The sequence below is a fragment of the Erythrobacter litoralis genome, assembly GCF_029760855.1.
GTDB classification, from domain to species: Bacteria; Pseudomonadota; Alphaproteobacteria; order Sphingomonadales; family Sphingomonadaceae; genus Qipengyuania; species Qipengyuania litoralis_A.
This window is the reverse complement of record NZ_SOSI01000002.1, coordinates 481412-506287: the sequence shown is the minus strand read 5'-3', so window position 1 is coordinate 506287 and position 24876 is coordinate 481412. Positions and strand designations below refer to the sequence as shown.

The 24876-nt window shown below is 61.1% G+C and carries 25 protein-coding genes and 2 tRNA genes; 10 read left to right on the top strand and 17 right to left on the bottom strand.

The annotated features are described in order from the left end of the window. The first annotated feature begins 5 nt into the window (after window positions 1–5). Window positions 6–389 (top strand): MBOAT family O-acyltransferase, encoded by a 384-nt coding sequence (locus E3U23_RS05415; RefSeq protein ID WP_279350180.1) that lies wholly within the window; start codon window positions 6–8, stop codon window positions 387–389. Between the two features lie 250 nt (window positions 390–639). Beyond that, entirely contained in the window at window positions 640–966 is a 327-nt protein-coding gene (locus tag E3U23_RS05410; RefSeq protein ID WP_279350179.1) for a hypothetical protein, read from the top strand. Between the two features lie 140 nt (window positions 967–1106). On the opposite strand, the gene E3U23_RS05405 is transcribed toward E3U23_RS05410, so the two are convergent. After that, on the bottom strand, window positions 1107–1724 hold the full coding sequence (locus tag E3U23_RS05405; protein WP_279350178.1) for a hypothetical protein: 618 nt from the start codon (window positions 1722–1724) through the stop codon (window positions 1107–1109). A gap of 321 nt (window positions 1725–2045) precedes the next feature. Beyond that, on the bottom strand, window positions 2046–2810 hold the full coding sequence (locus E3U23_RS05400; RefSeq protein WP_279350176.1) for a hypothetical protein: 765 nt from the start codon (window positions 2808–2810) through the stop codon (window positions 2046–2048). A gap of 330 nt (window positions 2811–3140) precedes the next feature. Between E3U23_RS05400 and E3U23_RS05395 the strand changes: the two genes are divergently transcribed. Genes E3U23_RS05395 through E3U23_RS05385 form a run of 3 tightly spaced genes read left to right on the top strand, consistent with a single transcriptional unit; the run spans window position 3141 to window position 7074 of the window. Beyond that, window positions 3141–4256 (top strand): mechanosensitive ion channel family protein, encoded by a 1116-nt coding sequence (locus tag E3U23_RS05395; protein ID WP_279350175.1) that lies wholly within the window; start codon window positions 3141–3143, stop codon window positions 4254–4256. A 52-nt stretch (window positions 4257–4308) separates the two neighbouring features. Next, window positions 4309–5940 (top strand): lysine--tRNA ligase, encoded by a 1632-nt coding sequence (locus E3U23_RS05390; RefSeq protein WP_279350174.1) that lies wholly within the window; start codon window positions 4309–4311, stop codon window positions 5938–5940. 18 nt (window positions 5941–5958) lie between these two features. Continuing rightward, entirely contained in the window at window positions 5959–7074 is a 1116-nt protein-coding gene (locus E3U23_RS05385; RefSeq protein WP_279350173.1) for a PAS domain-containing protein, read from the top strand. Here E3U23_RS05385 and E3U23_RS05380 read toward each other — a convergent pair. Next, entirely contained in the window at window positions 7068–7736 is a 669-nt protein-coding gene (locus tag E3U23_RS05380; protein ID WP_279350172.1) for a prolyl hydroxylase family protein, read from the bottom strand. The genes E3U23_RS05385 and E3U23_RS05380 overlap by 7 nt on opposite strands. 96 nt (window positions 7737–7832) lie before the next feature. On the opposite strand from E3U23_RS05380, the gene E3U23_RS05375 reads away from it, so the two are divergent. Further along, window positions 7833–8405, top strand: a complete 573-nt coding sequence (locus tag E3U23_RS05375) for a cytochrome b (RefSeq protein ID WP_279350171.1) — start codon at window positions 7833–7835, stop codon at window positions 8403–8405. A 76-nt stretch (window positions 8406–8481) separates the two neighbouring features. On the opposite strand, the gene E3U23_RS05370 is transcribed toward E3U23_RS05375, so the two are convergent. Then, the gene (locus E3U23_RS05370; RefSeq protein WP_279350170.1) at window positions 8482–9486 is read right to left on the bottom strand and encodes an RcnB family protein; all 1005 of its coding nucleotides are present in this window, start codon (window positions 9484–9486) and stop codon (window positions 8482–8484) included. A gap of 180 nt (window positions 9487–9666) precedes the next feature. On the opposite strand from E3U23_RS05370, the gene E3U23_RS05365 reads away from it, so the two are divergent. After that, window positions 9667–10236, top strand: a complete 570-nt coding sequence (locus E3U23_RS05365) for a pyridoxamine 5'-phosphate oxidase family protein (protein WP_279350169.1) — start codon at window positions 9667–9669, stop codon at window positions 10234–10236. Window positions 10237–10243: 7 nt separating this feature from the next. Here E3U23_RS05365 and E3U23_RS05360 read toward each other — a convergent pair whose 3' ends face one another. From E3U23_RS05360 to ettA, 4 genes are all read right to left on the bottom strand, one after another. Continuing rightward, entirely contained in the window at window positions 10244–10525 is a 282-nt protein-coding gene (locus tag E3U23_RS05360; protein ID WP_279350168.1) for an acylphosphatase, read from the bottom strand. Window positions 10526–10559: 34 nt separating this feature from the next. Next, window positions 10560–10997 carry an FKBP-type peptidyl-prolyl cis-trans isomerase gene (locus E3U23_RS05355; protein WP_279350167.1) on the bottom strand — a complete coding sequence of 146 codons (438 nt, stop codon included), beginning with the start codon at window positions 10995–10997 and terminating at the stop codon, window positions 10560–10562. A gap of 122 nt (window positions 10998–11119) precedes the next feature. Then, window positions 11120–12016: an ATP-grasp fold amidoligase family protein gene (locus tag E3U23_RS05350; RefSeq protein WP_279350166.1), complete on the bottom strand. Its 897-nt coding sequence runs from the start codon at window positions 12014–12016 to the stop codon at window positions 11120–11122. Between the two features lie 37 nt (window positions 12017–12053). Further along, a complete protein-coding gene (ettA, locus tag E3U23_RS05345; protein ID WP_279350165.1) occupies window positions 12054–13727 on the bottom strand; it encodes an energy-dependent translational throttle protein EttA in 1674 nt (557 codons plus the stop codon). A gap of 173 nt (window positions 13728–13900) precedes the next feature. Between ettA and E3U23_RS05340 the strand changes: the two genes are divergently transcribed. Then, entirely contained in the window at window positions 13901–15283 is a 1383-nt protein-coding gene (locus E3U23_RS05340; RefSeq protein WP_279350164.1) for a M20/M25/M40 family metallo-hydrolase, read from the top strand. A 10-nt stretch (window positions 15284–15293) separates the two neighbouring features. Here E3U23_RS05340 and E3U23_RS05335 read toward each other — a convergent pair whose 3' ends face one another. The 4 genes from E3U23_RS05335 to E3U23_RS05320 form a co-directional block, all read right to left on the bottom strand. Further along, window positions 15294–16622, bottom strand: a complete 1329-nt coding sequence (locus tag E3U23_RS05335; protein ID WP_279350163.1) for an MATE family efflux transporter — start codon at window positions 16620–16622, stop codon at window positions 15294–15296. Between the two features lie 52 nt (window positions 16623–16674). Continuing rightward, window positions 16675–16751 (bottom strand) — tRNA-Pro (locus E3U23_RS05330). A gap of 31 nt (window positions 16752–16782) precedes the next feature. Next, window positions 16783–16859 (bottom strand) — tRNA-Ile (locus E3U23_RS05325). A 67-nt stretch (window positions 16860–16926) separates the two neighbouring features. Beyond that, entirely contained in the window at window positions 16927–18630 is a 1704-nt protein-coding gene (locus E3U23_RS05320) for a histidine kinase dimerization/phospho-acceptor domain-containing protein (RefSeq protein ID WP_279350162.1), read from the bottom strand. A gap of 212 nt (window positions 18631–18842) precedes the next feature. On the opposite strand from E3U23_RS05320, the gene E3U23_RS05315 reads away from it, so the two are divergent. Together E3U23_RS05315 and E3U23_RS05310 are read left to right on the top strand one after the other, a co-directional pair. Beyond that, window positions 18843–19307, top strand: coding sequence for an Lrp/AsnC family transcriptional regulator (locus E3U23_RS05315; RefSeq protein ID WP_279350161.1), 465 nt, complete (start codon window positions 18843–18845; stop codon window positions 19305–19307). Between the two features lie 11 nt (window positions 19308–19318). Then, entirely contained in the window at window positions 19319–19744 is a 426-nt protein-coding gene (locus E3U23_RS05310; RefSeq protein WP_279350160.1) for a GFA family protein, read from the top strand. Between the two features lie 19 nt (window positions 19745–19763). Here E3U23_RS05310 and accC read toward each other — a convergent pair whose 3' ends face one another. The 5 genes from accC to E3U23_RS05285 form a co-directional block, all read right to left on the bottom strand. Next, window positions 19764–21110 (bottom strand): acetyl-CoA carboxylase biotin carboxylase subunit, encoded by a 1347-nt coding sequence (gene accC / locus E3U23_RS05305; RefSeq protein ID WP_279350159.1) that lies wholly within the window; start codon window positions 21108–21110, stop codon window positions 19764–19766. A 3-nt stretch (window positions 21111–21113) separates the two neighbouring features. After that, window positions 21114–21614: an acetyl-CoA carboxylase biotin carboxyl carrier protein gene (gene accB, locus E3U23_RS05300; RefSeq protein WP_279350158.1), complete on the bottom strand. Its 501-nt coding sequence runs from the start codon at window positions 21612–21614 to the stop codon at window positions 21114–21116. 66 nt (window positions 21615–21680) lie between these two features. Further along, the gene (locus E3U23_RS05295; protein WP_279350157.1) at window positions 21681–22127 is read right to left on the bottom strand and encodes a type II 3-dehydroquinate dehydratase; all 447 of its coding nucleotides are present in this window, start codon (window positions 22125–22127) and stop codon (window positions 21681–21683) included. 19 nt (window positions 22128–22146) lie between these two features. Further along, a complete protein-coding gene (locus E3U23_RS05290) occupies window positions 22147–22560 on the bottom strand; it encodes a holin family protein (RefSeq protein WP_279350156.1) in 414 nt (137 codons plus the stop codon). 73 nt (window positions 22561–22633) lie between these two features. Further along, the gene (locus E3U23_RS05285; protein ID WP_279350155.1) at window positions 22634–24820 is read right to left on the bottom strand and encodes a fused MFS/spermidine synthase; all 2187 of its coding nucleotides are present in this window, start codon (window positions 24818–24820) and stop codon (window positions 22634–22636) included. Window positions 24821–24876: the final 56 nt, after the last annotated feature.

Here is a 24876-nt window from a genome sequence, read left to right as displayed (position 1 = left end):
ATTCGATGCGTAACATGCTCGACCGATCCCTGGGTGCGGCAAATTTTGGCGGCTTCTGGCGGCACTGGAACCCGATCTGGAGCTACGGACTAGCACGCTACATCATGGCTCCACTCACCCGGGCCATTCCATTTCCCGCTGCACTGGTACTAACGTTCGCCGCCAGCGGTCTGGTTCATGACCTCGTGATCATGGCCTTACGCAGGGAACTGGCCTTGCTGTTCACACCTTGGTTCGTGCTTTGCGCCTTGCTTGTGGTACTGGGTAATCGGTTGGGGTGGCGGGTAACGCATAAGCCGTGGGCAGTCCGCGCCGCTCTGAACCTGTTCCAGCTCGCCGCTACGGCTGGCATCGCGATGTTCACGATGGATAAGTTCGGGCTTTGGTGATCGGATACTGTTCGACACGAAGCTGGCGACATTTTGAACTTCTCAGAAAGGCGGGTGATCGCTTTCGATCCGAGATACGATCGCCTTCAGCGCCGGAAAATGGGGCCGTTAGCTGGCTGTTGGGCTTCGGGTCCGAATTTGGCAAAACAGCCAATCCGCTTTTAGGCCATTTGTTCATGCTGCCGGACGGCAGATATTGGGGTGGAAAGTGGACATTGCGCCAGCACTCGCGCGAAGGCATCATGCTCGGATGAACTATTCTGAAGCGCAATTCGTCGTCGAAGTGACAACGGACGATGAGATTGTCTGTCGAGCGCCCAGGCAGGCTGAACAGCGCATCAAGATGACAGACCTTGCTGCTGTTTATGTAAAGACAAACGACGGTGGCCCTTGGGGAGCAGACGTTTGGTGGCTTTTAAACGACAACACCGGCGTAACGAAGGTCGCCTTTCCTCAGTTGGCAACCGGCGAGATGGAGGCACTCGCTCGGCTGCAACAACTGCCCGGCTTCGAATTACGGGGAATGAACTCGACCGACAATGCGCGTTTCGAATGCTGGCCATCACCCGTCGAGTGAATGTCGGCAATTGGGTTGTTAACTGGCTGTTAGGTTTCGGGTCCAATCGCGTCAAAGCAGCCAGTCCGCATTTAGGCGGTTCATTCTACCTGTTGAACGGCTGCAATTGGGTGGGAAGCGGACATAAACGCTCATGACCTTTAGCGTGCTAATTGAGCTGCATCGTTCGCCGCAGCAACTGCTTCGATGGCCGCCGCTTCTACGGCATCTTGTAAGTCTGTCACCGCCTTGGGCGATATCTGAAAGTCCAATGACCGGGCCAACTCAATCGTCCCAGTTCGCGCGTTAACAATAATAAAACGCGCGTTCTCGGCTTCGTCCCAGACAATGGCGCTAAAGGTGTCGTCGTCGAGCTGCTGCGTTGTATCGAGAGCATCGATTTCGCGAGCGATCGTGAAGCGATTGAGGTCGGGAAAACTTACGAACACAAAATCGAAGACTGGTGTTTCACCACGCATTCCAGTCTTGATCAATGCAGCGCGACCGATGTCACCGACAGGCTTCTCTTGATAGATCAATGCTGTTGGATCACTGGCAACTCGCACAACATTTCCTGTACTCATCGACACGTAGCGAACATCACGAACCGCTTCATCGTCTCCAGGAACTTCCGATTTGTAGGCGGTTATGATCCCTTCCGATGTTTCAATTTCCTCGCCGTTTACCCGTTGGTCTTCTATTGGAGACTCCCATTCCTCAAATTGATTGGGCTCTTGTATAGCCTTCCACAGCAAAACGGAGAGCACTGCTGCTGCCACGAGAGCCCAAGTCAGGACAATCGCAAGTGCGACCTGGTTGTATCGCCGAAGCAAACGAACAATTCGCATTGGTCCACCTACAGAGACATTCGCCGCAAACCTTGCACGGTATTGGCAATAGCGCAAATCGTGGGGCGTCGTTGTTATCCCTAGACGAGGATGTTAGAAATGGGGTCGCTAGCTGACTGTCCGGTTCCGAGTTCAATCGCGGCGAAGCGGCCAGTCCGCTTTTAGGCGATGCATACCACCTGTCGAACGGCTGCAGTTGGGGTGGATAGGCGAATGGCTGCTTGCGTCCGATCGGACGAAGAGCCATCACGGCTATACCTGCAGGACGAGTTGCTCGCCGACCTTCTTGACTTTGTTGCAATGAAAAAGGTCGAGCGTGCTTTTGGCGTACAAAGCTCCCTCCAGCGACGTAGGCCAAGCACCGGGCTCGTCATTCACACCAACAGGTGACCAGCAGACCACCGTTCTGCGATCCGAACCTTCAGATCGAAAAGCCTTGATCGGCGGGCCATCTGGATAGCCTGCGAGTTGTGCCGCCGACCGCAGCTTGATTGCTTCGTCCCCGGAGATCTCCGTCAGCGTCGATCTCCCTTGCAGCCAAAGGCCGGCAGATCCCGCGCGTCGCTCACGCACCGTTATCACTTCAGCATCATGTAGAACCGTCTGTCGATCCAGACAGACCCCTTCCTCCCAGCATGATGGATCGAACGTCGCCACCAAAACGACTTTCGAGAACCGAAACACGTTCTCCTGTTCCTCTTCACCAAACCCCGTGCCTTCGATCAAGGGGCGGAAGCTGAGCGCAAGACACCTGTCTTCGTTGCGAATCTCAATGGTCATCGTGTCGGGGCATAATGAGCACTCCCAGCCATAGCACTCGCTAAGCTGGCCTGTGAGCTTGACCCGTTTTTCTGCAAAGTCGCCAGGGCTTGAGCGAAGTTGCAAAATGGTCGCCGAAACCGCGCTGTCGCCCTCTGAGGCAGACGCCGATCCGGCAGCAAAGTCCCGACATGCTGCCCCCCCAATAGCCGCGCCGATTAGGGCGACGAATGCAAAGGTTCGAGCTGTCCAATTCATCAACCCAGCATGTGAGAAAAAGCCAAAAGCTGCAATGCGTCAGCACAGCGCCGGTTGTCCAAAATTGGGTCGTTAGCGGAAAGTCGGCTATTAGGCGAAAAGTTCGCCGAAGCTGTCCTACACATCCCATTTTCGGTTACCCGAAAACAATGACGCCCGTCAGTAAATTGCACGTCGTTCCTTCTTCCCGGCCGTCGCACGCCCGCCCCGATAATTCGATCAAGGCCGTGTTCCACCCGTTCCATCGAGCAGGGACGGTGCCCCGCCATTCCAAATTTCGTCCAACATTTCGCACTTGCAGCATTTGGTTTGCCGACTTACGATTCGACGATGCCCGACTTCTTGGCCGTGCACCTCTCCTTCTTGCCGATATGGGCCGTGATAGCGCTCGTGGCCGCTGCCGCCGTCGCAATCGTTCTGGTGCTGCATTACCTCGGGTTCTGCCTGTTGAAGCGGCTGGCGCGGGGCACCGAGAGCCACTCCGACAATATCGTGGTGCGCAAGCTCGAACGGCCGAGCCGTTGGGCTGTCGGGATGCTCGCCATCGTCGCCGTTGCGGCGATCTTCCCGGCGCTGGGTGCGATATGGGAAGGGATCGGCGCATTCGTCATGCCGTTCTTCATCGGCTGGACGGTGATCGCGGTGCTGCACGCGCTGGTCGAGGTCATGATCCTGCGCAACGACGATTCGATGGCCGACAACCGGGCGGCCCGTCGCCGGCGTACGAAGCTCGCCATCTTCAACCGCATAGCCACGTTCATAATCGTCTTCGTCGTATTCGGCCTGATGCTGCTGGCGATCCCCGGGGTGCGCGATATCGGGGTCACTCTGGTAGCTTCGGCCGGTCTAGCGGGCCTCGCCGTAGGTGCGGCAGCGCAACCTGCGCTTAAATCCCTGATCGCCGGCATCCAGATGGCGCTGACCGAGCCGGTCATCGTGGGCGACGCCGTTGTTATTGCCGATGAGTGGGGCTGGATCGAGGAGATCCGTACGACCTATGTCGTGGTAAAGGTCTGGGACGAACGCCGGCTGGTCGTGCCGACGTCCAAGTTCCTCGACGAGACCTTCCAGAACTGGACCAAGACGACCGCGCAATTGCTGGGTACGATCATGCTGTATGTCGATCCTGCTACGCGGCTCGATCCGATCCGCCGGCAATTCGAAAAGCTGGTCGAAAGCAATGCCCGCTGGGACGGGCGCGTGAAGCATATGCAGGTCACCGAACTGACGCGCGATGCGATCGAGGTACGGTTTCTCGTAACGGCGAAAGATTCGCCGACGCTCTACGATCTGCGCTGCGACATTCGCGAGGCGCTGATCCAGTGGCTTGCCCGCGAGATGCCCGAAGCGATCGTGCGCAGCCGCATAGCCCCCGTTGCTCCGGTCGAGATTGCGGGACCGCCGTCGGGCGAGGTGCTGCACCAGATGGGCACGACGAACGCGTAAGCCGCCCATTTCGCTCTTGCGAAGGCGGCGGTCTCGCGCGACATGCAGCGGCATGAGCATGACCGAACTGATCGACGCCGCCCGCACCTCCAAGGCCTGGCCCTTCCAGGAGGCGCAGCGTTTGCTCAAGCGCTATCCGGATGGGGTGAAGCCGGACGGCTCGCCGGTGCTGTTCGAGACGGGTTACGGCCCCAGCGGCCTGCCGCATATCGGCACCTTCCAAGAAGTGCTGCGCACCACGCTTGTCCGCCGCGCGTTCGAGGCGCTGATCGGGGCGAAGCCGGAAGACGGCAGGACGCGCCTCGTCGCCTTTTCTGACGATATGGACGGCCTGCGCAAGGTTCCGGACAACGTACCGAATCCACAAGTGCTGGCGGAAAACCTGCACAAACCGCTGAGCCGCATTCCCGACCCCTTCGGCACCGATCACGGCAGCTTCGCCGCGCACAACAACGCGATGCTGCGCGCATTCCTCGACCGGTTCGGCTTCGATTACGAGTTCATCGCGGCGAGCGATCGCTACAATGCGGGCGCGTTCGACGAGGCGTTACGGCAGGTGCTGCGCAAGAACGATGCCATCCTCGACATCATGCTGCCCACCTTGCGAGAAGAACGGCGGCAGACCTACTCACCGGTCCTTCCCATCAGCCCGACAAGCGGCAAGGTTCTGCAAGTTCCGGTCGAGGTGGTGGATGCCGAAGCGGGCACGATCCGCTTTGCCGACGAGGACGGGACGAATGTGGAGCAAAGCGCGCTCGGCGGGCGGGCCAAGCTGCAATGGAAGGTCGACTGGGCGATGCGCTGGTACGCGCTCGGCGTCGATTACGAGATGTACGGCAAGGACCTGACCGATAGCGGCGTGCAGTCGGGCAAGATTGTCCAGGTGTTGGGCGGACGCAAGCCGGACGGGCTGATCTACGAACTCTTCCTCGACGAGAAGGGAGAGAAGATTTCCAAGTCCAAGGGCAACGGCCTGACGATCGAGGAATGGCTGGAGTACGGGACCGAAGAAAGCCTCGGCCTTTACATCTTTCCCAATCCAAAAAGCGCCAAGCAGCTTCACGCCGGCGTTATCCCGCGGGCGGTGGACGATTACTGGCAGTTCCGCGAACGGCTGGCAGAGCAACCGCTCGATAAACAACTTGGCAACCCGGTGTGGCATCTGGCGCGTGCCAATGGCGGGTTCGAGGGCGCGGAAGCGCCGGGGGCGGGGGATCGCCTGCCGGTGACCTTCGGCCTGCTCCTTAACCTGGTCGGTGTGCTGGGCGCGGAAGCGGACCGGGAGCAGGTGTGGTCCTATCTCGGCAACTACGTCGAGGGAGCGGACCCTGAGACGCATCCCGAACTCGACGCGCTGGTGACGGCAGCGCTGGCCTACAACCGCGAATTCGTTGCCCCGACTATGCAGCGCCGCGCACCGGAGCCGAACGAGGCAGCCGCGTTGCGGATGCTGGACGAGGTGCTGGCACGTTCGGACGAGGATACTTCCGCCGAGGATTTACAAACGCAAGTCTACGAAATCGGCAAGCGTGAGGAATTCGGCTTCGAAAATCTACGGAATTGGTTTCGCGCGTTATATCAAATACTGCTGGGAAGCGATCAGGGCCCGCGTATGGGGAGTTTCATTTCCCTTTACGGGGTTGCCAATACGCGTAACCTAATCAGGGAATCACTTAACCGATAGCAGTCATGTGGGGGGCATATGACGGACGATGACGGGGCATCGCCGCACAATACAGGGGATCAGGCAGGAGAACCGATCGGTAACCGAACGGTAAACAGCGGGCCGAACGCCAGACCGGAAGAGTTGCAGATCGATCCGACCGGTCTGTTCATTCAGGCAATCGAACAGACCCGGATGGCGCTTGTAGTAGCCGATCCGTTCGAAGAAGACTGCCCGATCGTTTATGTGAACGAGGCATTCGTTCGGCTTACCGGCTATTCGCGCGAAGAAAGCATCGGCCGCAATTGTCGTTTCTTACAGGGGCCCGATACGTCGCCCGAAACGGTTGCGCGAATGCATCGAGCGATCGAAGCGGAAGAAACGATCGTCGTCGACGTTCAAAATTACCGTAAGGATGGATCCGTTTTCTGGAACGCCCTGCATATCGGTCCGATTTTCGGAGATAACGGCGAGCTTGCCTATTTTTACGGTTCCCAATGGGACGTTACCGAGCTTCTCGAAGCCCGGGAAGAGCAGATCCGGCAGGAAATTATCGCGCAGGAATTACAGCACCGTACCCAGAACCTGTTTTCGGTTCTTTCAGCGATGATCACGATTACCTCTCGCGGTGAGACAGACGCCAAGATTTTCGCCGAGAAGCTGAAAGCTCGTATCCGCGCTTTGAGCAAAGCGCATACTGCCTCGATCGCAGCAGGAGGCCGGGCTGGCGAGCCGGCCCACTTAAAGGAACTCGCGCAAACGATCATGCAACCCTATCAGCGGGAAGAGCGCGAGGCGATAAGGTTCGTCGGAGATGAAGTTGCGCTACCCCGGTCGCTCGTCACACCGGTCGGGCTGACCCTGCACGAATTGGCGACAAATGCGATGAAATACGGTTCGCTAGCGGGGGCCCGGGGTACGGTCAGTCTCGATTGGTCACACCAGAATGACGAGATCGTTATCCATTGGCTGGAAGACGGCGAAAAGCCGGATGCCGATGAATTGGCTTCGGTGACGCCGACCGGTAACGGGTCGCGTTTGATGCTGGGTATTCTCCAGCCACACGGCGGGACCTTGAACCAGTATTTCGACGAAGCCGGTTTCCGCGCGGAGATCCGGTTACCATTACCTGACGCGCATCGGACGCCTCAATGATGCTTGCGCGTGCGATACCACTTGGTCAGCACGTATTTTGATCCCTTGATGACGGGTGTGCCTGCATGTTTCGTATCGATGTTCGGCGTGCCGTCGGGTTTCGCATTGTTCCAGATCAGCAACACGCCCGGCTTCGGCTCGATCGAGGCGCCCACTTCGGTGAAGTGCGTATGCCCGCCTTCTTCGACCACGTTGAGAAACGCCATCGCCGTCCAGCAGCGTTGGCCGCCACGCTTGCGTTCGTCCTTCCAGTATTCCTGATCAGTGTAGAACCAGTCGTTGTGCGGCTTGAACTCCTGGCCGGGCAGGTATCGTTGGCCTTGGATGTTCTCGCCGCATAGCGGGTTCATACCCAAGCAATCGTCGATCCTCCGGCTAATCGATTTTACGAACGGATCGTGCGGGTCGAAATTGCCGGAATAGGATGTGCGGAACTTCTCGATGTAGGCGGTGCGATGCAATTCGCTCGGCCGGGCCACCACGTCGATCATGGTGATAAAACGGCGGCATTCGTCGGGGCTGAGGAAGTCCGGAAGGGCGAAGATTTCCGCCTTCTTGGTCGGCACCTTGTAGATATCGGGATCGCTTTCCAGCCGCTCGCGGACCTTGGCGCCCACCCGGCGCAGCGCATCCTGATCAGGGATCGTGGCAGTCTTGCTCATGCCGCTTCGATATTCATGCACCGCCGCGAGAGCAAGACTTTGCCTTGCCGTAACGCCGCGAGGCGTTAGGTTCGCGCGACTTCCAGGGAGATGTATATGGGCCTGACCACGACTGCGAAATCGCGCTATTCCTACGGTGCGATGATATTTCACTGGATCATCGCGGTCGCGGTTATCTGGAACTGGCGTTTGGCCGAGAACGCGCATCATGCCTCGCCCGAAGAAGCGGGCGCGATCTTTGCGGATCACAAGGCGCTGGGCATTACCATTCTTGCGTTGACCGTCGGCCGAATCCTGTGGCGCCTTACGCACAAGATGCCTGCCTTGCCGTCGAATTACGCAACTTGGGAGAAAGTTCTCGCCCGTGCGACCCACGCGGTCTTCTACTTCCTGCTGATCGCGCTGCCGCTGGCGGGGTGGATCGCCAATTCCCTGTCGGGCCGTTCGATCGACGTATTCGGGCTGTTCACAATTCCGCCGCTTCCGGTCGGTGAGAACGACAAGCTCGGGGGCGACATCTATTCGGTCCACGCGACGGCGGGTTCGATCATGATCTATCTGATCGGCCTTCACATTCTCGGTGCCTTGAAGCACACGTTATTCGACAAGGATGGCGGCATCTTCCGTATGCTGCCTTTCGGCAAGGTCGGGACGACTGCCCGCCACTGAACGGAAAAAGCCCCCGCCGAACATACGGCAGGGGCTCTGTTCTTGCGTCTTTTCAGCGCGGTTATTCGCCAGTCGCTTACCAGAAGAAGTCGTTGATTACGTCGACCACTTCCCCGCTGTAAATATTTACCAGCAACACATCGTCATAGTAGCGGACCCAGCGATACGGGCCGTAGACCTCGGGCAGGCGATACTGCCACGGATCGTTGATCCAGTAGCGGCTGCCGTAAAACGCGCTTCCCAACTGGAAGCCGATGTTCACCCGGTTGTAGCGGTAATTGCGATACGGCGAATAGTACCGACCGAGCCGGTAGAGACTGCGATTGCTGTGGCGATAGCCACGCCAGTCGTAGCGGCGGTTGTCGCGCCAGCGGCGGGTGTCCCACCGGTCGTAATTATGCCAACTACGTCCGTCGTAATACCGGGCGCGGCGATCACGGCGGGCATCGCGAATGTCCTCCCGGCGGTCGCGACGGGCATCGCGCACGTTCTCGCGGCGCTGGTCGCGGCGGGCTTCACGGCGAATGCGTTCGATCCGCTCGGCCTGTTCACGCGCCCCGTCACGGGTCCGGCGCCGGTCAACATATGTGCGATTACGATCGCCGGTGTAGCGAGTGTTGCGACCGTTTGTTGCACGTTCCCGCGCGGCGCGGCGGGCGGCTTCGCGCGCAGCCTGTTCGCGCGTGCTATCTCGGCGTGCCTCCCGGATGTTATCGATCCGTCGCTCCTGCCGCTGCTCGCGCGTGTTTTCGCGGCGATCCTGCCGGGTATCGCGGCGTTCGGCCCTACGTTCCTGGCGGTTGTCGCGCTGCTCGCTGCGACGCTCCTGCCGGACTTCGCGTCGTTCCTGACGAGCTTCGCGCCGTTCCGGTCGGGCCTGTCGTCGTTCCTGTCGGACCTGACGGCGCTGCTGTACCTGCGGGCGACTCCCGCGTTCGACACGAGCGCGACTTGGATTGCGGTCTCGCTGTTCGGCGCGCTGGCTTTCCGCGGCCTGGGCAGGCGCGGGCAGGGCGGTGAAGGCAAGAGCGGCAGCAAGCGCGCCAAGCGCGGTGCCTTTCATTAGCTTGGTCAACGTCATCGTAGCGTTCCTTTCCTGAACCGAGCCGTCCCATCACCACCGGCCTTTCGATGACCGTGTTCTACCATATCGCGCTGACGCCTTTCTGAACCGCTTATATATGCTGCTGTTCATAATAAATCTCTTTGAGATGAACAATTCGAGGCGGACACTTTTGCGCAGTTCGCCCGTTGCCGGTCCATGATCGAAACGCTCGATGCTGTAAGAGATGACGCCATTCGCCGCCTGAAAGAAGGGGCAGAAAGCCGCTATTCCGCCATGCATACGCCTGTCCTCGCAACCGCCGATGCCGATGTACGGGTGCTGGTCCTGCGCGGATTCGACGCGGACAGTTGGACATTACGGTTCCACACAGATTCGCGATCGCCGAAGGTGGACGCGATTGCGGCCGACCCGCGCGTCGGCGTCCTCGCTTACGATGCGGAAGCGAAGGTCCAGCTCAGGCTAAGAGGCACAGGGCGGGTAGAGCGCGATACGGAGCTTGCCGATTCAGCTTGGAGCGAGAGTACGGAATTTGCGCGGCGTTGCTATCTGGGCGCGGCTCCGGGAGAGACCCGGGACGGACCGAACAGCGGACTTCCCAATTGGGCGGAAGGGGAACAGCCGACCGAGGAGCAACTTGCCCCGGTGCGTGCGAATTTCGCGGTGCTTCTGGTTAAAGTGGAGGAGATCGACTGGTACTGGCTGTCGAACGACGGCCACCGCCGCGCACTGGTTCGCCGCGACGGCGGGCGCTGGCTGACGCCGTGACGTCGCATTAGCGACGCTCGAACCCGCTTAGCCCTTCGGGTTCGATTTGCCTTTGCTCGATGCGCTCGACATCGGCGCGGGGCGGGCCGTCATGCATCGCCGCGATCATCCGTTCGACGGCATCGCTTGCGCCTTCAAGCTGCGCCTCGACCGTACCGTCCGGCCGATTGCGAACCCAGCCAGCGAGGCCAAGCGAGCGGGCGGTATCGACCGTCCAGTCGCGGTAGAACACGCCCTGCACGCGGCCGTGCAGGATGAGGTGGCGGGCGGTGGTCGGACCCTGTGTCATAAGCCGATCCGACTGTCCGCCCACCGCATAATGGTCAAGCGGCCTGCTTGATGTCGCGCAGGGTGAGGTCGAAAGTGATGTCTTCGCCCGCCAGCGGATGGTTGCCGTCGGCCTTGATCTGCTCTTCGCCAACTTCGACGACATAGAGCGTCATCGGCGTGCCGTCGGGCTGCTGCGCCTGCAGTGCCATGCCGGGCTGCGGGGCGGGTTCGGGCGGCAGGTTGGCGCGCGGAATGTCGATCACGAGTTGATCGTTGCGCGGACCGAAGGCGTTGGCGCAGTCGATCGCGATCACCTTGTTCTCGCCGACTTCCATGCCAGTGAGCGCCTGTTCGATCTGCGGGAAGGTCTGTCCCGCGCCGAGCTGAACCTGCTGCGGCCCGACTTCCTGCGTGCTGCCGACCACCTCGCCGTCGCCGCGCTTGAGGGTGTAGTCGATGGTTACGGTGTCGCCGTTATTGGGAGTTGTCATACATATCCTTTGAAGATTTCGCGTGTCCGGCAGAAAAGCGTCGGTCCGAACGCACCCGCGATCCGGGCACTGTCACGCGCGGGTCTGTCAAAGATGGGTGGGGGGTGTCAAATCTGCTTCTATCAGGCAGCTTCGCGTTTACTTGAAGGCGCTTCGTTAACATCATTTCGGCGTTGCGAACTTCTCAGCCAAAGTTCTCCGATCTTTTCATCGAGCGCCGCCGGTTCGAAGGGATCTAGTCCCGAACCAGGGTAGAACGTGACTTCTCCGAATTTCGGCTTTCCGTCGATCTCGTAGAAATCCACGCGTGCAAAATCGAAGCCTTCTGCAATACGTTCTGCGTTGGAAATCATGCTGTCCAGATTTTGCGGAGCCGGGACGGAAGCTTCGTTCAGCTGAGAGATCTGGTTCCATTCACGATCAAAAAGGATCCAGCGGTGATTGCTGTTTCGTTCGACATGGACCTGAATGAGGGCAGCAACACCGGAAAAGACGTAAATTTTGTAATCTACGGGAAGGATCGGCCCTTCACCGAGATAGGGTTCGACGATCAGGCCGCGTGGCACGCTTCGATAAGCCCATTCATCCAGCCATAAGCCATAAGATTTCGCGGGCCATCGGTTGATATGTTTGCGTGCTCGTTCGAGATCGGCACAATCGTGGCAAATCACGTTCTGGTTGCAGCCGTGGCTCGCCTTAACGATTACGGGAAACAGCCAATCCGGTTCTGTCGGCAAAGTCGTCCCGGTCCAGATTGTGGGGATCGTCCAATCTTCACCGAACAGGCGTGAAGCCACGGTTTTGGCGGTCACTTTATTGACCAACAAGGGCATTCGCGGATCGCGATCCACCAGCTTTCGCCGCTGAACCAGCTCGGTAAAGCGTTTTGGGTTTTTAAGATCAGGGAGCCGGCCGTGTCGCCAAAGATAGGTCAGACTTATCCTGAGCTTGGGATAAGGGATCAGCCACCGTGGCAGGGCCGGCAAATTTCGCAGATTCACGCCGGGGGATACGGGCAAGCCGGTGTTCCGTTCCCCCCGGCGCGGATCGCGCGAGTTATCTGGTCAGCTTCTTGTAGGCCAACCGCGTAGGCCGGTCAGCGGCGTCGCCCAACCGGCGCCGCTTGTCTTCCTCGTAGGCCTCGAAGTTACCTTCGAACCATTCCACGTGGCTGTCGCCTTCGAACGCCAAAATATGCGTCGCCAGACGGTCCAGGAAGAAGCGGTCGTGCGAGATGACCACGGCGCAGCCGGCGAAGTTCTCGATCGCCTCTTCCAGCGCGCCTAGCGTTTCCACGTCGAGGTCGTTGGTCGGCTCGTCCAGCAGCAGGACGTTGCCGCCCTGCTTCAGCATCTTCGCCATGTGGACGCGATTGCGTTCACCGCCCGACAGCTTGCCGACGTTCTTCTGCTGGTCCTGCCCCTTGAAGTTGAATGCCCCGACATAGGCGCGGGTGGACACGTCGTGGCCGTTGACCTTCATGTAATCATGGCCGTCGGAGATTTCCTCCCACACATTGTTGCCTGCGGTGAGGTCGTCGCGGCTCTGGTCGACATAGCCGAGGCGCACGGTGTCCCCGACTTCGATCTTGCCATCGTCCGGCTCTTCCTGCCCGGTGAGCAGCTTGAACAGGGTCGATTTGCCCGCGCCGTTCGGCCCGATTACGCCGACGATGCCGCCCGGCGGCAGCATGAAGGACAGGTCTTCGAACAACAGCTTGTCGCCATAGGCCTTGGTGAGGTTCTTCGCCTCGATCACCTTGCCGCCGAGGCGTTCCGGCACCTGGATAACGATCTGCGCCTTGCCCGGCTTGCGATCGTTCTGCGCGTCCTGAAGCTGCTCGAATTTCCGGATACGGGCCTTGGACTTGGTCTGGCGCGCGGCCGGTGTCTGGCGGATCCATTCCAGTTCGCGTGAGAGCGCCTTCTGGCGACCCGATTCCTCGCGGCTTTCCTGTTCGAGGCGTTTGGCCTTCTTTTCGAGATAGGTCGAATAATTGCCCTCGTAGGGGTAGTAGCTGCCCCGGTCGAGTTCGAGGATCCAGCCCACCACATTATCGAGGAAGTAGCGATCGTGGGTGATCATCAGCACCGCGCCGGCATATTCCTTGAGATGGTTCTCCAGCCATTCGACGCTTTCGGCATCGAGGTGGTTGGTCGGCTCGTCCAGTAGCAGGATCGAGGGCTTCTGGATCAGCAGACGCGTGAGGGCGACACGGCGCTTCTCGCCGCCCGATAGATCGGTGACGGGCCAATCGCCCGGCGGGCAACGCAGCGCTTCCATCGCGATCTCGAGCTGGTTGTCGAGCGTCCACCCGTCGACCGCGTCGATCTTGGTCTGCAGCTCGCCCATCTCGTCGCCGAGCTTCTCGTAGTCGGCATCGGGTTCCGCCATTTCGGCGGCGATGGCGTTGTAGCGTTCGACGAGATCGGCGGTTTCTCGCGCGCCGTCCTTCACGTTTTCGAGCACGGTCTTGCTCTCGTCGAGCTGCGGTTCCTGCGCAAGGTAGCCAACGGTGATGTTCTCGCCCGCCCAGGCCTCGCCGGCGAAATCGGTGTCGATCCCGGCCATGATCTTCATGAGGGTTGATTTACCCGCGCCATTGGGCCCGACGATGCCGATCTTCGCGCCCTGATAGAACTGCAGGTTGATATTGCTGAGCACCGGCTTGGGGGCACCGGGGAAAGTCTTGGTCATGTCCTTCATGACAAAGGCGTATTGCGCGGCCATCGGGCGGGTTCCTTCGGGTCGTAATCTGGAAAAACGGTGACGGCGGGCGAGCCGCCATACGATCGGGCTTGCAGATAAGGGCAGCGGCGCGTTCGGGCAAGCCTGTGGCGACTTTGCACGCCCACGCGCATTCGCCCTTGGCTTTGCCGCGCGGCCTGATAGCTAGCGGGACCATGAAAACATCGCTTCTCGCACTCGCCGCTCTTTCGCTCGCCACGCCCGCTTTCGCGCAGACCGCGCGGGAGCAGGCAGAGACCGCCCGGCAGTCCGACGAATGGGCATGGGACTTCGTGGAAGGCATCACCACCGAAGTCGGTCCGCGGCAGGCAGGAACCGAGGCGGAAACGCGCGGACGGCAGTGGGCCGTGCGCTGGCTGACCGCCAATGGCTTCGCAAACGTGTCCGATGAACCGTTCGAGATGCAAACCTGGGTGCGCGGCTCCGAACAGGCGTATGTCACCGCGCCCTATGCACAGCCGCTGCGTATCACTGCGCTCGGCAACAGCGCCTCGACAGGGCCGGACGGGCTGGAGGCCGAAGTCGTCTACTTCCCGACCTATGCCGATCTGGAAGCTGCGGCACCGGGTAGCCTGACCGGCAAGATCGTCTTCATCAGCCACGATATGCGGCCGACGCAGGACGGTTCGGGTTACGGCTTCGCCGGCCCCGCGCGCTGGACCGGAGCCGGTCTCGCTGCGAGCAAGGGCGCGGTCGCCACCGTCATCCGCTCTGTCGGCACCGAGAACCACCGCACGCCGCATACCGGCGGCACGAGTTTCGCCGAAGGACAGCAGCCGACGCCCGCCGGAGCTCTCTCCAACCCCGATGCGGACAACCTGGAGCGCATGTTCGCGCGTTCCAGCGACACGCCGATCCGCATGCGGTTGGTGATGACCCCGCGCAATGTCGGCACCACGACCAGCGGCAATGTCGTCGGCGAAATCGTCGGCCGCGATCCTTCGCTGCCGCCGGTGCTGCTCGCCTGCCATCTGGATAGCTGGGACCTTGGAACCGGCGCGGTCGACGACGGCGCAGGCTGCGGGATAGTGGCCGCCGCTGCGAAGCACGTCGCCGAAATCGGGCAGCCGCTGCGCACCATCCGCGTGCTGTTCGCAGGCGCCGAGGAAACCGGTTTGTGGGGCAGCCGCGCCTATGCTGCCGCCCATGCGGACGAACCCATGTATGTCGGCATCGAAAGCGATTTCGGCGCGGACCGCATCTGGCGGCTCGACACCAATTTTACTGGCAGCGAGGCGGCGCTCTACCGCGAGCTTGCGAATGCGGTAGCGACCTTTGGCGTCGCACCCGGGGGCGAAGTGGCGACCGGCGGAGCGGACCTCAATATCGTGCGCGAACAGGGCGGGGCGCTGGTCGACTTGCAACAGGATGGAACCCGCTATTTTGACTTGCACCACACGCCCGACGATACGCTCGACAAGATCGATCCCATGCAGCTTCGCCAAAACGTCGCGGTGTATACGGCGGTGGTGAACGTGCTAGCCAACCGTGCGGAGCCGATTGCTTTGCCCATGGCTACAGAGGCGACTTCCGAATAAGACCCAAGGTTTAGAAATCCCGCCGGAGCAAGCGCGGCAGCATAGCCAACTGGAACCCGGCACGCGCTATCAGGAATAGCGCGAACGACAGCCATAGCCCTTGGCTGCCCAAGGGCCAGCTGAGCCAGAGCGCGGCGACGTAGATGACAGTCGCGCCGATCATGGTGACGAGCAGCGCCTTGGTCCAGCTCGCGCCGACGAATACGCCATCGAGCACGAAGCCTGCCGCTCCGGCAAACGGGATGATGACCAGCCAGATCGCCAGTGACTGAGCGACTTCGGCAACGTCCGGCGTTGCGGCGAAGCTGGCCAGGATCGGGTCGGCAAACAGAGCGAATGCGCCTGCCACCACGGCCGCCGCCGCCATGCTGCGTAGCAGGATTGCGCGGATATACGCAGAGAAGCCCGAACGGTCGTCCGCACCGCGACGCTCTCCGTTCAGCACTTGCGCGGCATTCTCGAATCCATCGAGCAGAAGGGCGGTAAAGACGAACAACTGATAAATGATGCCGTTCGCGGCCAGCACCACCGGTCCGCGCTCCGCCGAAAGCCGGGTCAGGCCGGCAAGCGCGATGGTCAGCACCACGGTGCGCAGGAAGAGATCGCGATTGACGGATAGGAATGGGCGAAGCGCGCTCCACCGAGCGACGCCGCCTGCCCGCACGCGCCGCAGCAGTTCGCCCCCCTCACGGCCCGCGAACAGCAACGCCGCGATGGCCGCAAGCTTGGCGAATTCCGCAATGAAGCTCGACCAGCCGATCCCCGCAATGCCCCATTCGAGGCCGAGGACGAAGAACAGGCCCAGCGCGACATTGATAAGATTGTACGCCACCTCGATCGCCAGGACGGTTTTCATGCGCCGCTGGCCGACGAGGAAGCCGATGGCGGCGAAGTTCGCCATGACGGCGGGTGCGCTCCAATAGCGGATATCGGTGTAAATGCGTGCATTGGCGAGCACGCGGTTCTCCGCGCCCAACAGGTCTAGCAACAGAGGGAGCAGGACGGGCTTCGCGACGAGCAGCAGCGCCGCGATGACGAGGCCGACCAGCAAGCCGCGAAGCAGCACCGTTACTTGCTCCGCTTCGCCCTGCCGTACGCCCGCCTGTGCGACCAATCCGGTGGTGCCGGTCTTGAGAAAGTTCATGACGGTGAACAGCACCGCGAACAGCCGCGCTCCTATATCGACTGCGCCTTGCGTGGGGGCATCTTCCAGGCGGCCGACGATCCACATATCGCCGATGCCGATCAGCGCCGTGGCGACATTGGTCACCATCGCGGGCAAGGCGATAGCCCAGATGGCACGCGTATCGAGCGAGCGGGGCGGGGCGGAAGAGGTCAAAACGCGCTACTCCCGCGCTGTCGCATGCATGCATTTCGCGGATACGAAATGGTGGTCGGGGAGACAGGATTCGAACCTGCGACCCTCTGCTCCCAAAGCAGATGCGCTACCAGGCTGCGCTACTCCCCGACACGGAATCGGCCGTCGATGCGGGCGGCGGTGGTGGGCCCGGCAGGACTCGAACCCGCGACCTAGCCGTTATGAGCGGCCAGCTCTAACCAACTGAGCTACAGGCCCGTCGCCGCCGCATCAACGATGGCAGCGCCTAGCGCCGCGATTGTCCGAGAGCAAGCCGCATCGAACATCAACCCGCCACATTGCGCGATTGGCGCTGCGAGGGAGGCATACTGGCCACGCCTGCACTGAGCGGAAGGTCGAGGACGAGCCGATCGCCTTCCCGATTAAGATCGCCTCCGGCGGCACGGACCTCCGCACGCGCAAGCCGCAGCGAGAAGCCCGCCCCGAATATGCCGGAACTCAACGGCCCCGCCATCGCCCGCGTTTCTGCGGCGAAAATATCTTCGCAGGTGCGCAGCATCGTCGGCAGGGCGGCTTTGAAGTCGATACGACCGTCATGAACCGAAAGGTCCAGTGCAATCCGTTCGCCCGCCGCCGTAGCTCCCGCGAGTGTCGCGAGGAGACGCCACGCCATTCGCTCCGCTTCGCCGGATGCTATGGCGATCGTAGCGGTCTCGCTTTCGAACCTCGCATCGAGGCGGGCGACGCGTGGGGCGAGCACGTTTTGCAATTGGGCGACCTGGTCCCGGACGATGCCTGCAAAATCGGACGTGCCTTCGTCGAGATCTAGGGCGCCGGTCTCGAGCCGGGCGAGGCGGTCCAACTCGTCGAAGCCTGCGAGGATCCGCGCGGCATCGCTGGTGATGCTGGCGGCGATCGAACGATATTCATGCGGGACCGGGCCAATCATCTGTTGCTGGATAATCTCGGCATAACCCTGCATGGCATTCACTGGGGTGCGCAGTTCGTGGAGCAATTGTCGCAATTTGTCGGCGTCGCGCTGCTGCGGCGTGGGGCCGGAAGGCGCAGCACGGCGCAGGCGACCGAGATATCCGTCGAAGCTCCCGCCATCGCGCGTGAATTGCGGCATGGCATCGACAATCCAGTCGCCTTCTATCCCTGCACCGCCGCGTAGGGTAATGGCGATGCCGCGAGCGGGTTGATGCAAAGCGAGCGCTTTCGCGAAATTCGCAAATCGCGAAAGGTCGATGCCGATCGATTGCGCGGCCGCCCGGCCAGCAGCCCATTGGATGCGGCCTGATGCATCGGTCGCGAAATCGACCACGGCAAGTCGTTCGCCGGCAGATTTGGCCTCATCGCTAGCGCTCGATTTCAGGCGATCCTGCCGGGAAAGCTTGAACGCCTCGATCCGCGCCAGAAGCGCGCGAATCCCTGCGGAGGTTTGACCGAAGCCCGGATCGGGTTCTTCCGTGCGTGAGACGTCGGATGTTGCGGGACGAAGACGCCGTAACTTGAGGGGCGCGGGCGGGGCAGGTAGCTCGACAGTGCGTGCCGACCGGTCCAATTCCCGCGGTAGATCGATCGGTTCGGGCAACGGCAATGCGCGGTCCATCACGCCGAGCCTGTCGAGCGCGGCAACCGCCTGTTCGGGTAGGTCCTTGCGGTTCCTCAAGAATCCGCGCGCGTGGATGGGAAAGTTCGGGATCAGCTCGGCCCATTCCTCGCCGGTCAATTGGGCGCGAGCGAGAGCGGCAGCGGCAATATGCGGATGTGCATCGCCGAACCAGCGCACCAGTTCGGGATTGCGAAACCGCCAGCCGGTTTCGCCCACGATCGCGGTGCGGCTGCGAATATCGATGCTGTCGCCCAAGGCCAGGAGCCGGAGATACGCCGCCCGCCGCAAACCGTCATCGCCGCCCTGCGGCCGTTCGCCGAGCAGGTCGAGCAACTGCCGGAACTGCGTACGCGCCGAACGCTCGCCGGTTGCACGGCTGCGCAGCACAGTAGCAAGGCGATCGTCGAAATGCATAGAACGTCGGAACTCGGCGGCGATGGTCGGAGCCGCTTTATTACCGAATAGAGTTTATAAATGGTGAAGATCGCTTCAGCTGCTCGCAGCGTTTCAGTGCGTTGCAATTGAACGGAGTTGCTGGCAGACATAACAATCTTAGGCCGCGACACGGGAATGGATGCATTTCGTTCCACAGGACGGCTCCGGTCCAGCCTGATGGGGAAGGCGAGATGGCAAGCTTGGATGAAATCGATCGGCGGCTCCTGCGCGAATTGCAGAACGAGGGACGCATCACCAATGTCGAACTCGCGCAGCGCGTCGGCCTGACAGCGCCCCCGTGCCTGCGGCGTGTGCGAACGCTTGAAGAAAGCGGCGTGATACAGGGCTATCACGCGGAACTCGATCCCTCGAAGCTCGGCTTCTCGATCACCGTCTTCGCAATGGTCAGCTTGAAAAGTCAGGCGGAAAGCGCGCTGCGCGAATTCGAGGAGGCGATGCGCGACCTCGACGAGGTGCGCGAAGTTCACATGCTCAATGGTGAAATCGATTTCATTTTGAAGATCGTCGCGCGGGATTTGCAGGCGTTTCAGGAATTCCTGACCAGCAAACTGACGCCCGCGCCGAACGTGGCCAGCGTCAAGACCTCGCTTACCATCCGGACGAGCAAGAACCAGCCGGGCGTTCCCCTGAAGTAGGAGGACTGGCCTTGGGTACGCTGGTAGGCGCCTGCCTCTGCGGCGCGGTGACCATCTCTCTTTCCGAACCCAAACCACATATAGAGGTGTGCCAATGCACGATGTGCCGCCGTTGGGGCGGGGCATTTTTTGCGGGGCAGGATGGCGGCGAGGTGGAGATAGCCGGAGAAGCGCACGTTCGCACATTCCAGTCGAGTGCATGGGCGGAGCGCGCCTTTTGCGATAGGTGCGGCAGTCACCTGTGGTTCCGGTTTCTGCCAACCGGCTATTGCAGTTTCTGCGCCGGCCTGTTCGACGCTTCAATCGACAAGCCGATCGAGAAGGAAATCTTCTGCGACGAGGCCGCGGCTTGGACCCATCTCACCGGCGATCACGATCGCAAGACCGGCGCCGAAATCATTGCCGAAGCGGAGGCGGCCGGCTTCACGTTCGAATGAAAGCGCGGCCCGCCGAATTCTATCCGCGCGTCTTCAGCCAGTCTTCCAGCCATTTTATCGAATAATCGCCGCTCAGCACGTCGTCCTGCTCGAGCAGTTCCTGGTGAAGTGGGATGCTGGTCTTCACCCCTTCGATCACCATTTCACCCAGAGCGCGCCGCAGGCGCATGATGCACCGTTCGCGCGTGCGACCGTAAACGATCAGCTTGGCGATCATGCTGTCGTAATAAGGCGGGATGGAATAGCCGGCATAGAGCCCGCTATCGACGCGCACATGCATACCGCCCGCCGCGTGATAATGCGAAATTTTGCCCGGGCTCGGGGCGAAGGTGAACGGGTCCTCGGCATTGATACGGCATTCGATGGCGTGGCCGCTAAACTCGATATCGTCCTGCGAACAGGACAAGTCCTTGCCGTCGGCAATGCGGATCTGTTCGCGCACCAGATCGACGCCGGTAATCGCTTCGGTGACCGGATGCTCGACCTGCAGGCGGGTGTTCATTTCGATGAAATAGAACTCGCCGTTTTCCCACAGGAATTCGATCGTACCGGCGCCGCGATAGCCCATCTTGGCCATCGCATCGGCGCAGATGCCGCCCATCCGCATCCGCTCTTCCTGCGAGAGGACGGGGGAGGGGGCTTCCTCCAGAACCTTCTGGTGGCGCCGCTGGAGCGAACAGTCGCGTTCGCCCAAATGGATGGCATTACCGCGCCCGTCACCGAAAATCTGGAATTCGATGTGCCGCGGATTGCCGAGATACTTCTCGATATAGACGGTATCGTCGCCAAAGGCGTTCTTCGCCTCGGTCTTGGCTTGGCTCATCAGGCTTTCGAGCTGGCCCTCTTCGGGTACGACCTTCATCCCGCGCCCACCGCCGCCGCTCGCAGCCTTGACGAGGACGGGATAGCCGATCTCGGCCGCAACCTTCTTGGCTTCCTCGATGGTTTCGACGGCGCCGTCCGATCCCGGAACGAGCGGCAGACCGAGTTCGCCCGCGCTTTTCTTCGCCGCCACCTTGTCGCCCATGGTGCGGATATGTTCAGGCTTCGGCCCAATCCAGATCACCTCGTGCGCTTCGACGATCTCGGCAAATCTGGCGTTCTCGGAAAGAAAGCCGTAACCCGGATGGATCGCGTCGGCATGGCTGAGTTCGGCAGCCGAAATGATGTTCGCTATATTGAGATAGCTTTCCCCGGCGGCGGGCGGCCCGATGCAGACCGCATGGTCGGCAAGGCGAACATGCATGGCATCGGCGTCGGCGGTGGAATGCACCGCGACGGTCTCGATGCCCATTTCATGCGCGGCGCGGTGGATGCGAAGCGCGATCTCGCCGCGATTGGCGATCAGGATACGGGTTATCGGCATGGATCAGGCGATGACGACGAGCGGTTGGTCGTATTCGACCGGCTGGGCGTTCTCGACGAGGATCGATTGTACCGTCCCCGCGCGGTCGGCGGTGATCGGGTTCATGACTTTCATCGCTTCGACGATCAGGACGGTCTGGCCCTCGGCGACCGTATCGCCGATCTTGATAAAATCGGGGGCGTCCGGTTCGGGGGCGAGATAGACGGTCCCGACCATCGGCGACTTGATCGCGTTGCCCGAAGACGCGTCCGCGGCCGGTGCCTCGCCGGCGGAAGCGGCGACAGGTGCCGCAGCGGGCTGCGCCATGGACGCCGCGGGGGCCGCCGCAATCGGCGCAGCCGCCATCGCTACGCCGCCGCGCGAGACGCGGATCTTGCGGTCGCCATCCTCCACTTCGATTTCGGTAAGCCCAGTATCGGCCAGCATTTCGGCGAGCTCGCGCACGATCGCTGTATCGACATTCATGCCGGACGTGCTGCCGGCTTTGCCCTTGGTGTCGGCCATGAAACCCCTTGCCTTTGTTTGCCCGCGCCTATGCTCCCAGGCGCGGCGCAAGGCAAGGGGCGGGCGTCAGGCGGCGATCTCGGCTGCTTTTTGCAAGGCAACGATATAGCTGCGCGCACCCAAACCTTTCACGCAATCGGCCGCCGCAATGCCGACATAGGAAAGATGGCGGAACGGCTCGCGCGTTTCGGGGTCCGAAAGATGGACTTCGATCACGGGCACCGAAATGCTTTTGATCGCATCGTGCAGCGCAATCGAGGTATGCGTATAGGCCCCGGCATTAAGCAGCACGGCGGTGGCCCCTTCGCGATGCGCTTCGTGCAGCCAGTCCACCAGATCGCCTTCGTGATTGCTCTGGCGAAAGACGATGTCGAACCCGTATACATCGGCCTCCGTTCGGCAATCGCGCTCTATGTCCGCAAGCGTCGCGGTACCGTAAATCTCAGGCTCGCGGGTGCCGAGGAGGTTGAGATTGGGGCCGTTGAGGATGAATATGGTGCGGGGCATGCGCATTCCCTATGCGTTCGTCGGCCTAGCTGTCGATGCCTTTGATCTTCCCCCATTGCCGCGCCGCCGTATAGCCGAGATAGCCCGTGCCGAAGAGTGCATAGAGTTCGTCCGGAAGCCCGCGCAGATAGCGGGTGATGCCCGCGCCGATATCCTGCGCCGCATGGGGCGAGAACGCGGAAAGGATGCCCATCGGAAGGGCGAACAGCAGCATGACATACATCACGTAGATGAAGCTGGGGCGCGCCCGGCTCGTCCACGGATCCGCCGACTGCGCTTCGGCCACGATCGCCGAAAGCCGCGCCTCGATTTCCTTCAATTCCTGCGTACTTTGCAACTGGATCAGTTCGAGCTTCGCTTTCGCCCGCGCCTCCTTATCGGGAATGATCTTGTCGATAATTGAAGCGATCGGTCCGATGAGGGTTTCGATAATGGCCATGCGCGTTCTCCGTTCGAGTCGGAGTTGCGATTAACCAAATCGGTTCGTGTAGGAAAATCGAATACGCTGTCCGTCAGAAGAGCGAGGTTAGGGATGCGTTATCGTCGGTCCACGCCGCCTCGCGGGGCGGCGGTAAGGGGGACCAAAGCCCGCCTGTCGATCCGAGGGCGTCTCGCAATGCCGTGCGGTTTCGCCCTAACGCGATCCATCGCGATTGCGACAGGCCTTCGGGAAGATCGCCGAGATCGTCGCGCACCAAACCGTACCAGCCGCCCTCACGCCCTAGAGCCGAAACCATCGGCGCAAGGTCCACGAACCGGTTGGAAATATGCACGAGCAAGACGCCGTCATCTTCGAGCACATCGCCGTAAACGGCGAATGCTTCGCGCGTCATCAGGTGGATCGGAATGGCATCCGACGTGAAGGCGTCGACTGCGAGCACGTCGAACGTTTCGCCGCTCTGCTGCGAAAGCTGGAGGCGCGCATCGCCGAACACGATTTTGGCCGAGGGCGCGCAGGACGACAGGAACGTGAACGGGCCGCCGCGCGAATAGCGTAGGACTTGCGGATCGATCTCGAAGAAGGTCCAGTCCTGCGCGGGTTTGCGATAGCAGGCCAGCGTTCCGACGCCCAGACCGACGATACCGACCTTCGCATCGCGATCCGCTGCGGCGAGAACGAGTCCTGCTCCTGAACCCAGTCCGTAATATGCCGTTGGTTCCAGCCGTCTTTCCGGAGCAATCCATTGCTCTCCGTGCATTGTCGTCCCGTGATTGAGCCGCAACATGGCGCCATCCGCACTTTTCTGCACGCTGTAGACGCCGAAATAGCTGCGCGAGCGCTGGCCTGCAAAACTGGTCTCGATCGTCGCGTACCCCCCCATGCCGAGCATCAGAAGAGCGAGCACTCCGACATACAGCCTGGCGCGACCCACGCTGGCAGTTCCCAAAAGAATGAGCAAAGCTGCCGCGAGCAGGATCTGCACTCCGGCGCTGGCTTCGACGGCGAAATGAAGCCAGATCGAAAGCGCCAGAGCGAGCAAGGCAAGGGCAATCCCGAAGCGGGGCGAAGCTTGCACACCTGCAAGGCACCTCCCGGCCATCGCCAGAAATGAACGTTGTGGCAGAAGCAGGGCCGCGGCGAGCAGAAGCAGGGCATGTTCGTACACCCAGTCGAATATCAAGGGCGCAATAAGTGCCGTAAACGTGCCGCCAAGCGCGCCGCCCGCGGCAACGACGAGGTAGAAGAACGTCAGACGCGATGGCGCAGGGCGGAGTGCATACAGCCTGCCATGAAGAGCGACCGCCAACACGAAAAGGAGCGCGACCATTGCCAATGCAATCGCGGGGTTGGACTGGCCGCCGGATATCATCGCCAGTCCACCGACCAACAGCAAGGGGATGGGCGCATAGGTTCCGAGTATACGCGCCCAGTCGCCGGTGTCGGAAAACGCTACGGAGAAGCTCAACAGGTACAGGCCGAGCGGAATGACCCAGAGCAGGGGCATCGCCATCAGATCGGTGGTCAGCAGTGTCGTGGTCGACAGCATCAGCCCCGACGGCACAGCCGCCAGTGCGATCCAGAGTACGATAGTCCGCCCCGAAACGCGCGTTTCTTCCGCCGTGTTCAGGGTTTCGGAGGGCGCTTCTCGAACGGCCTTCCGGCGCACGATCAAGGCGGCCAGCCCAACGAGGACTATCAGCAACACGAAACCCTTCGACCACAAACCGCTCTGTTCGCCGAGCGCCAGCCGCGGTTCCACGAAGAAGGGATAGGCGACCAGACCGGCAAAACTGCCGAGGTTAGACGCTGCGTAGAGGCGATAGGGATTGCGACCCGAGATCCCGGCATACCAGCGCTGCATCAGGGACGCTTGTGCGGAAAGCAGCAGGAAGACCGGGCCGATCGTGGCTACGAACAGAACCGGCACCCAAAGCGCTTCCGATCCGCTCGGCGCATCCGGAATATGCGCAAGACTGATAGGCAGGCTTATCGTGGAAAGCGATAGCAGGCCGATATGGAGCAGGGCCTGCGTTTGGATCGCAAGACGTCCGATGGCGTGGGCATAGCCATATCCCCCGAGCAGCAGGATCTGAAAGACCATCATGGCGCTGTTCCAGACGCCGGGTGCGCCGCCGAGCGGCGGCAAGGCAAGCCGCGCTACCAGTGGTTGGACGACGAACAGAAGGAAGCTGCCGAACGTTATCAGTACGGCGAAGAGCAAGGCGACCGCAAAGCCGGGAAGGGCGCGTTCGCTCATGTTCGTCCTTTATCGACCGTTCGATTGGGAAGGATTGATCAACGCTTCGGTAACGA

What these genes read in the sequence shown, in the direction of transcription:
- E3U23_RS05415 (WP_279350180.1), top strand. Translation starts at nt 6, where the DNA reads ATGCGTAACATGCTCGACCGATCCCTGGGTGCGGCAAATTTTGGCGGC.
- E3U23_RS05410 (WP_279350179.1), top strand. Translation starts at nt 640, where the DNA reads ATGAACTATTCTGAAGCGCAATTCGTCGTCGAAGTGACAACGGACGAT.
- E3U23_RS05400 (WP_279350176.1), bottom strand. Translation starts at nt 2,810, where the DNA reads ATGAATTGGACAGCTCGAACCTTTGCATTCGTCGCCCTAATCGGCGCG.
- E3U23_RS05395 (WP_279350175.1), top strand. Translation starts at nt 3,141, where the DNA reads ATGCCCGACTTCTTGGCCGTGCACCTCTCCTTCTTGCCGATATGGGCC.
- E3U23_RS05390 (WP_279350174.1), top strand. Translation starts at nt 4,309, where the DNA reads ATGAGCATGACCGAACTGATCGACGCCGCCCGCACCTCCAAGGCCTGG.
- E3U23_RS05385 (WP_279350173.1), top strand. Translation starts at nt 5,959, where the DNA reads ATGACGGACGATGACGGGGCATCGCCGCACAATACAGGGGATCAGGCA.
- E3U23_RS05380 (WP_279350172.1), bottom strand. Translation starts at nt 7,736, where the DNA reads ATGAGCAAGACTGCCACGATCCCTGATCAGGATGCGCTGCGCCGGGTG.
- E3U23_RS05375 (WP_279350171.1), top strand. Translation starts at nt 7,833, where the DNA reads ATGGGCCTGACCACGACTGCGAAATCGCGCTATTCCTACGGTGCGATG.
- E3U23_RS05370 (WP_279350170.1), bottom strand. Translation starts at nt 9,486, where the DNA reads ATGACGTTGACCAAGCTAATGAAAGGCACCGCGCTTGGCGCGCTTGCT.
- E3U23_RS05365 (WP_279350169.1), top strand. Translation starts at nt 9,667, where the DNA reads ATGATCGAAACGCTCGATGCTGTAAGAGATGACGCCATTCGCCGCCTG.
- E3U23_RS05360 (WP_279350168.1), bottom strand. Translation starts at nt 10,525, where the DNA reads ATGACACAGGGTCCGACCACCGCCCGCCACCTCATCCTGCACGGCCGC.
- E3U23_RS05355 (WP_279350167.1), bottom strand. Translation starts at nt 10,997, where the DNA reads ATGACAACTCCCAATAACGGCGACACCGTAACCATCGACTACACCCTC.
- ettA (WP_279350165.1), bottom strand. Translation starts at nt 13,727, where the DNA reads ATGGCCGCGCAATACGCCTTTGTCATGAAGGACATGACCAAGACTTTC.
- E3U23_RS05340 (WP_279350164.1), top strand. Translation starts at nt 13,901, where the DNA reads ATGAAAACATCGCTTCTCGCACTCGCCGCTCTTTCGCTCGCCACGCCC.
- E3U23_RS05320 (WP_279350162.1), bottom strand. Translation starts at nt 18,630, where the DNA reads ATGCATTTCGACGATCGCCTTGCTACTGTGCTGCGCAGCCGTGCAACC.
- E3U23_RS05315 (WP_279350161.1), top strand. Translation starts at nt 18,843, where the DNA reads ATGGCAAGCTTGGATGAAATCGATCGGCGGCTCCTGCGCGAATTGCAG.
- accC (WP_279350159.1), bottom strand. Translation starts at nt 21,110, where the DNA reads ATGCCGATAACCCGTATCCTGATCGCCAATCGCGGCGAGATCGCGCTT.
- accB (WP_279350158.1), bottom strand. Translation starts at nt 21,614, where the DNA reads ATGGCCGACACCAAGGGCAAAGCCGGCAGCACGTCCGGCATGAATGTC.
- E3U23_RS05295 (WP_279350157.1), bottom strand. Translation starts at nt 22,127, where the DNA reads ATGCGCATGCCCCGCACCATATTCATCCTCAACGGCCCCAATCTCAAC.
- E3U23_RS05290 (WP_279350156.1), bottom strand. Translation starts at nt 22,560, where the DNA reads ATGGCCATTATCGAAACCCTCATCGGACCGATCGCTTCAATTATCGAC.
- E3U23_RS05285 (WP_279350155.1), bottom strand. Translation starts at nt 24,820, where the DNA reads ATGAGCGAACGCGCCCTTCCCGGCTTTGCGGTCGCCTTGCTCTTCGCC.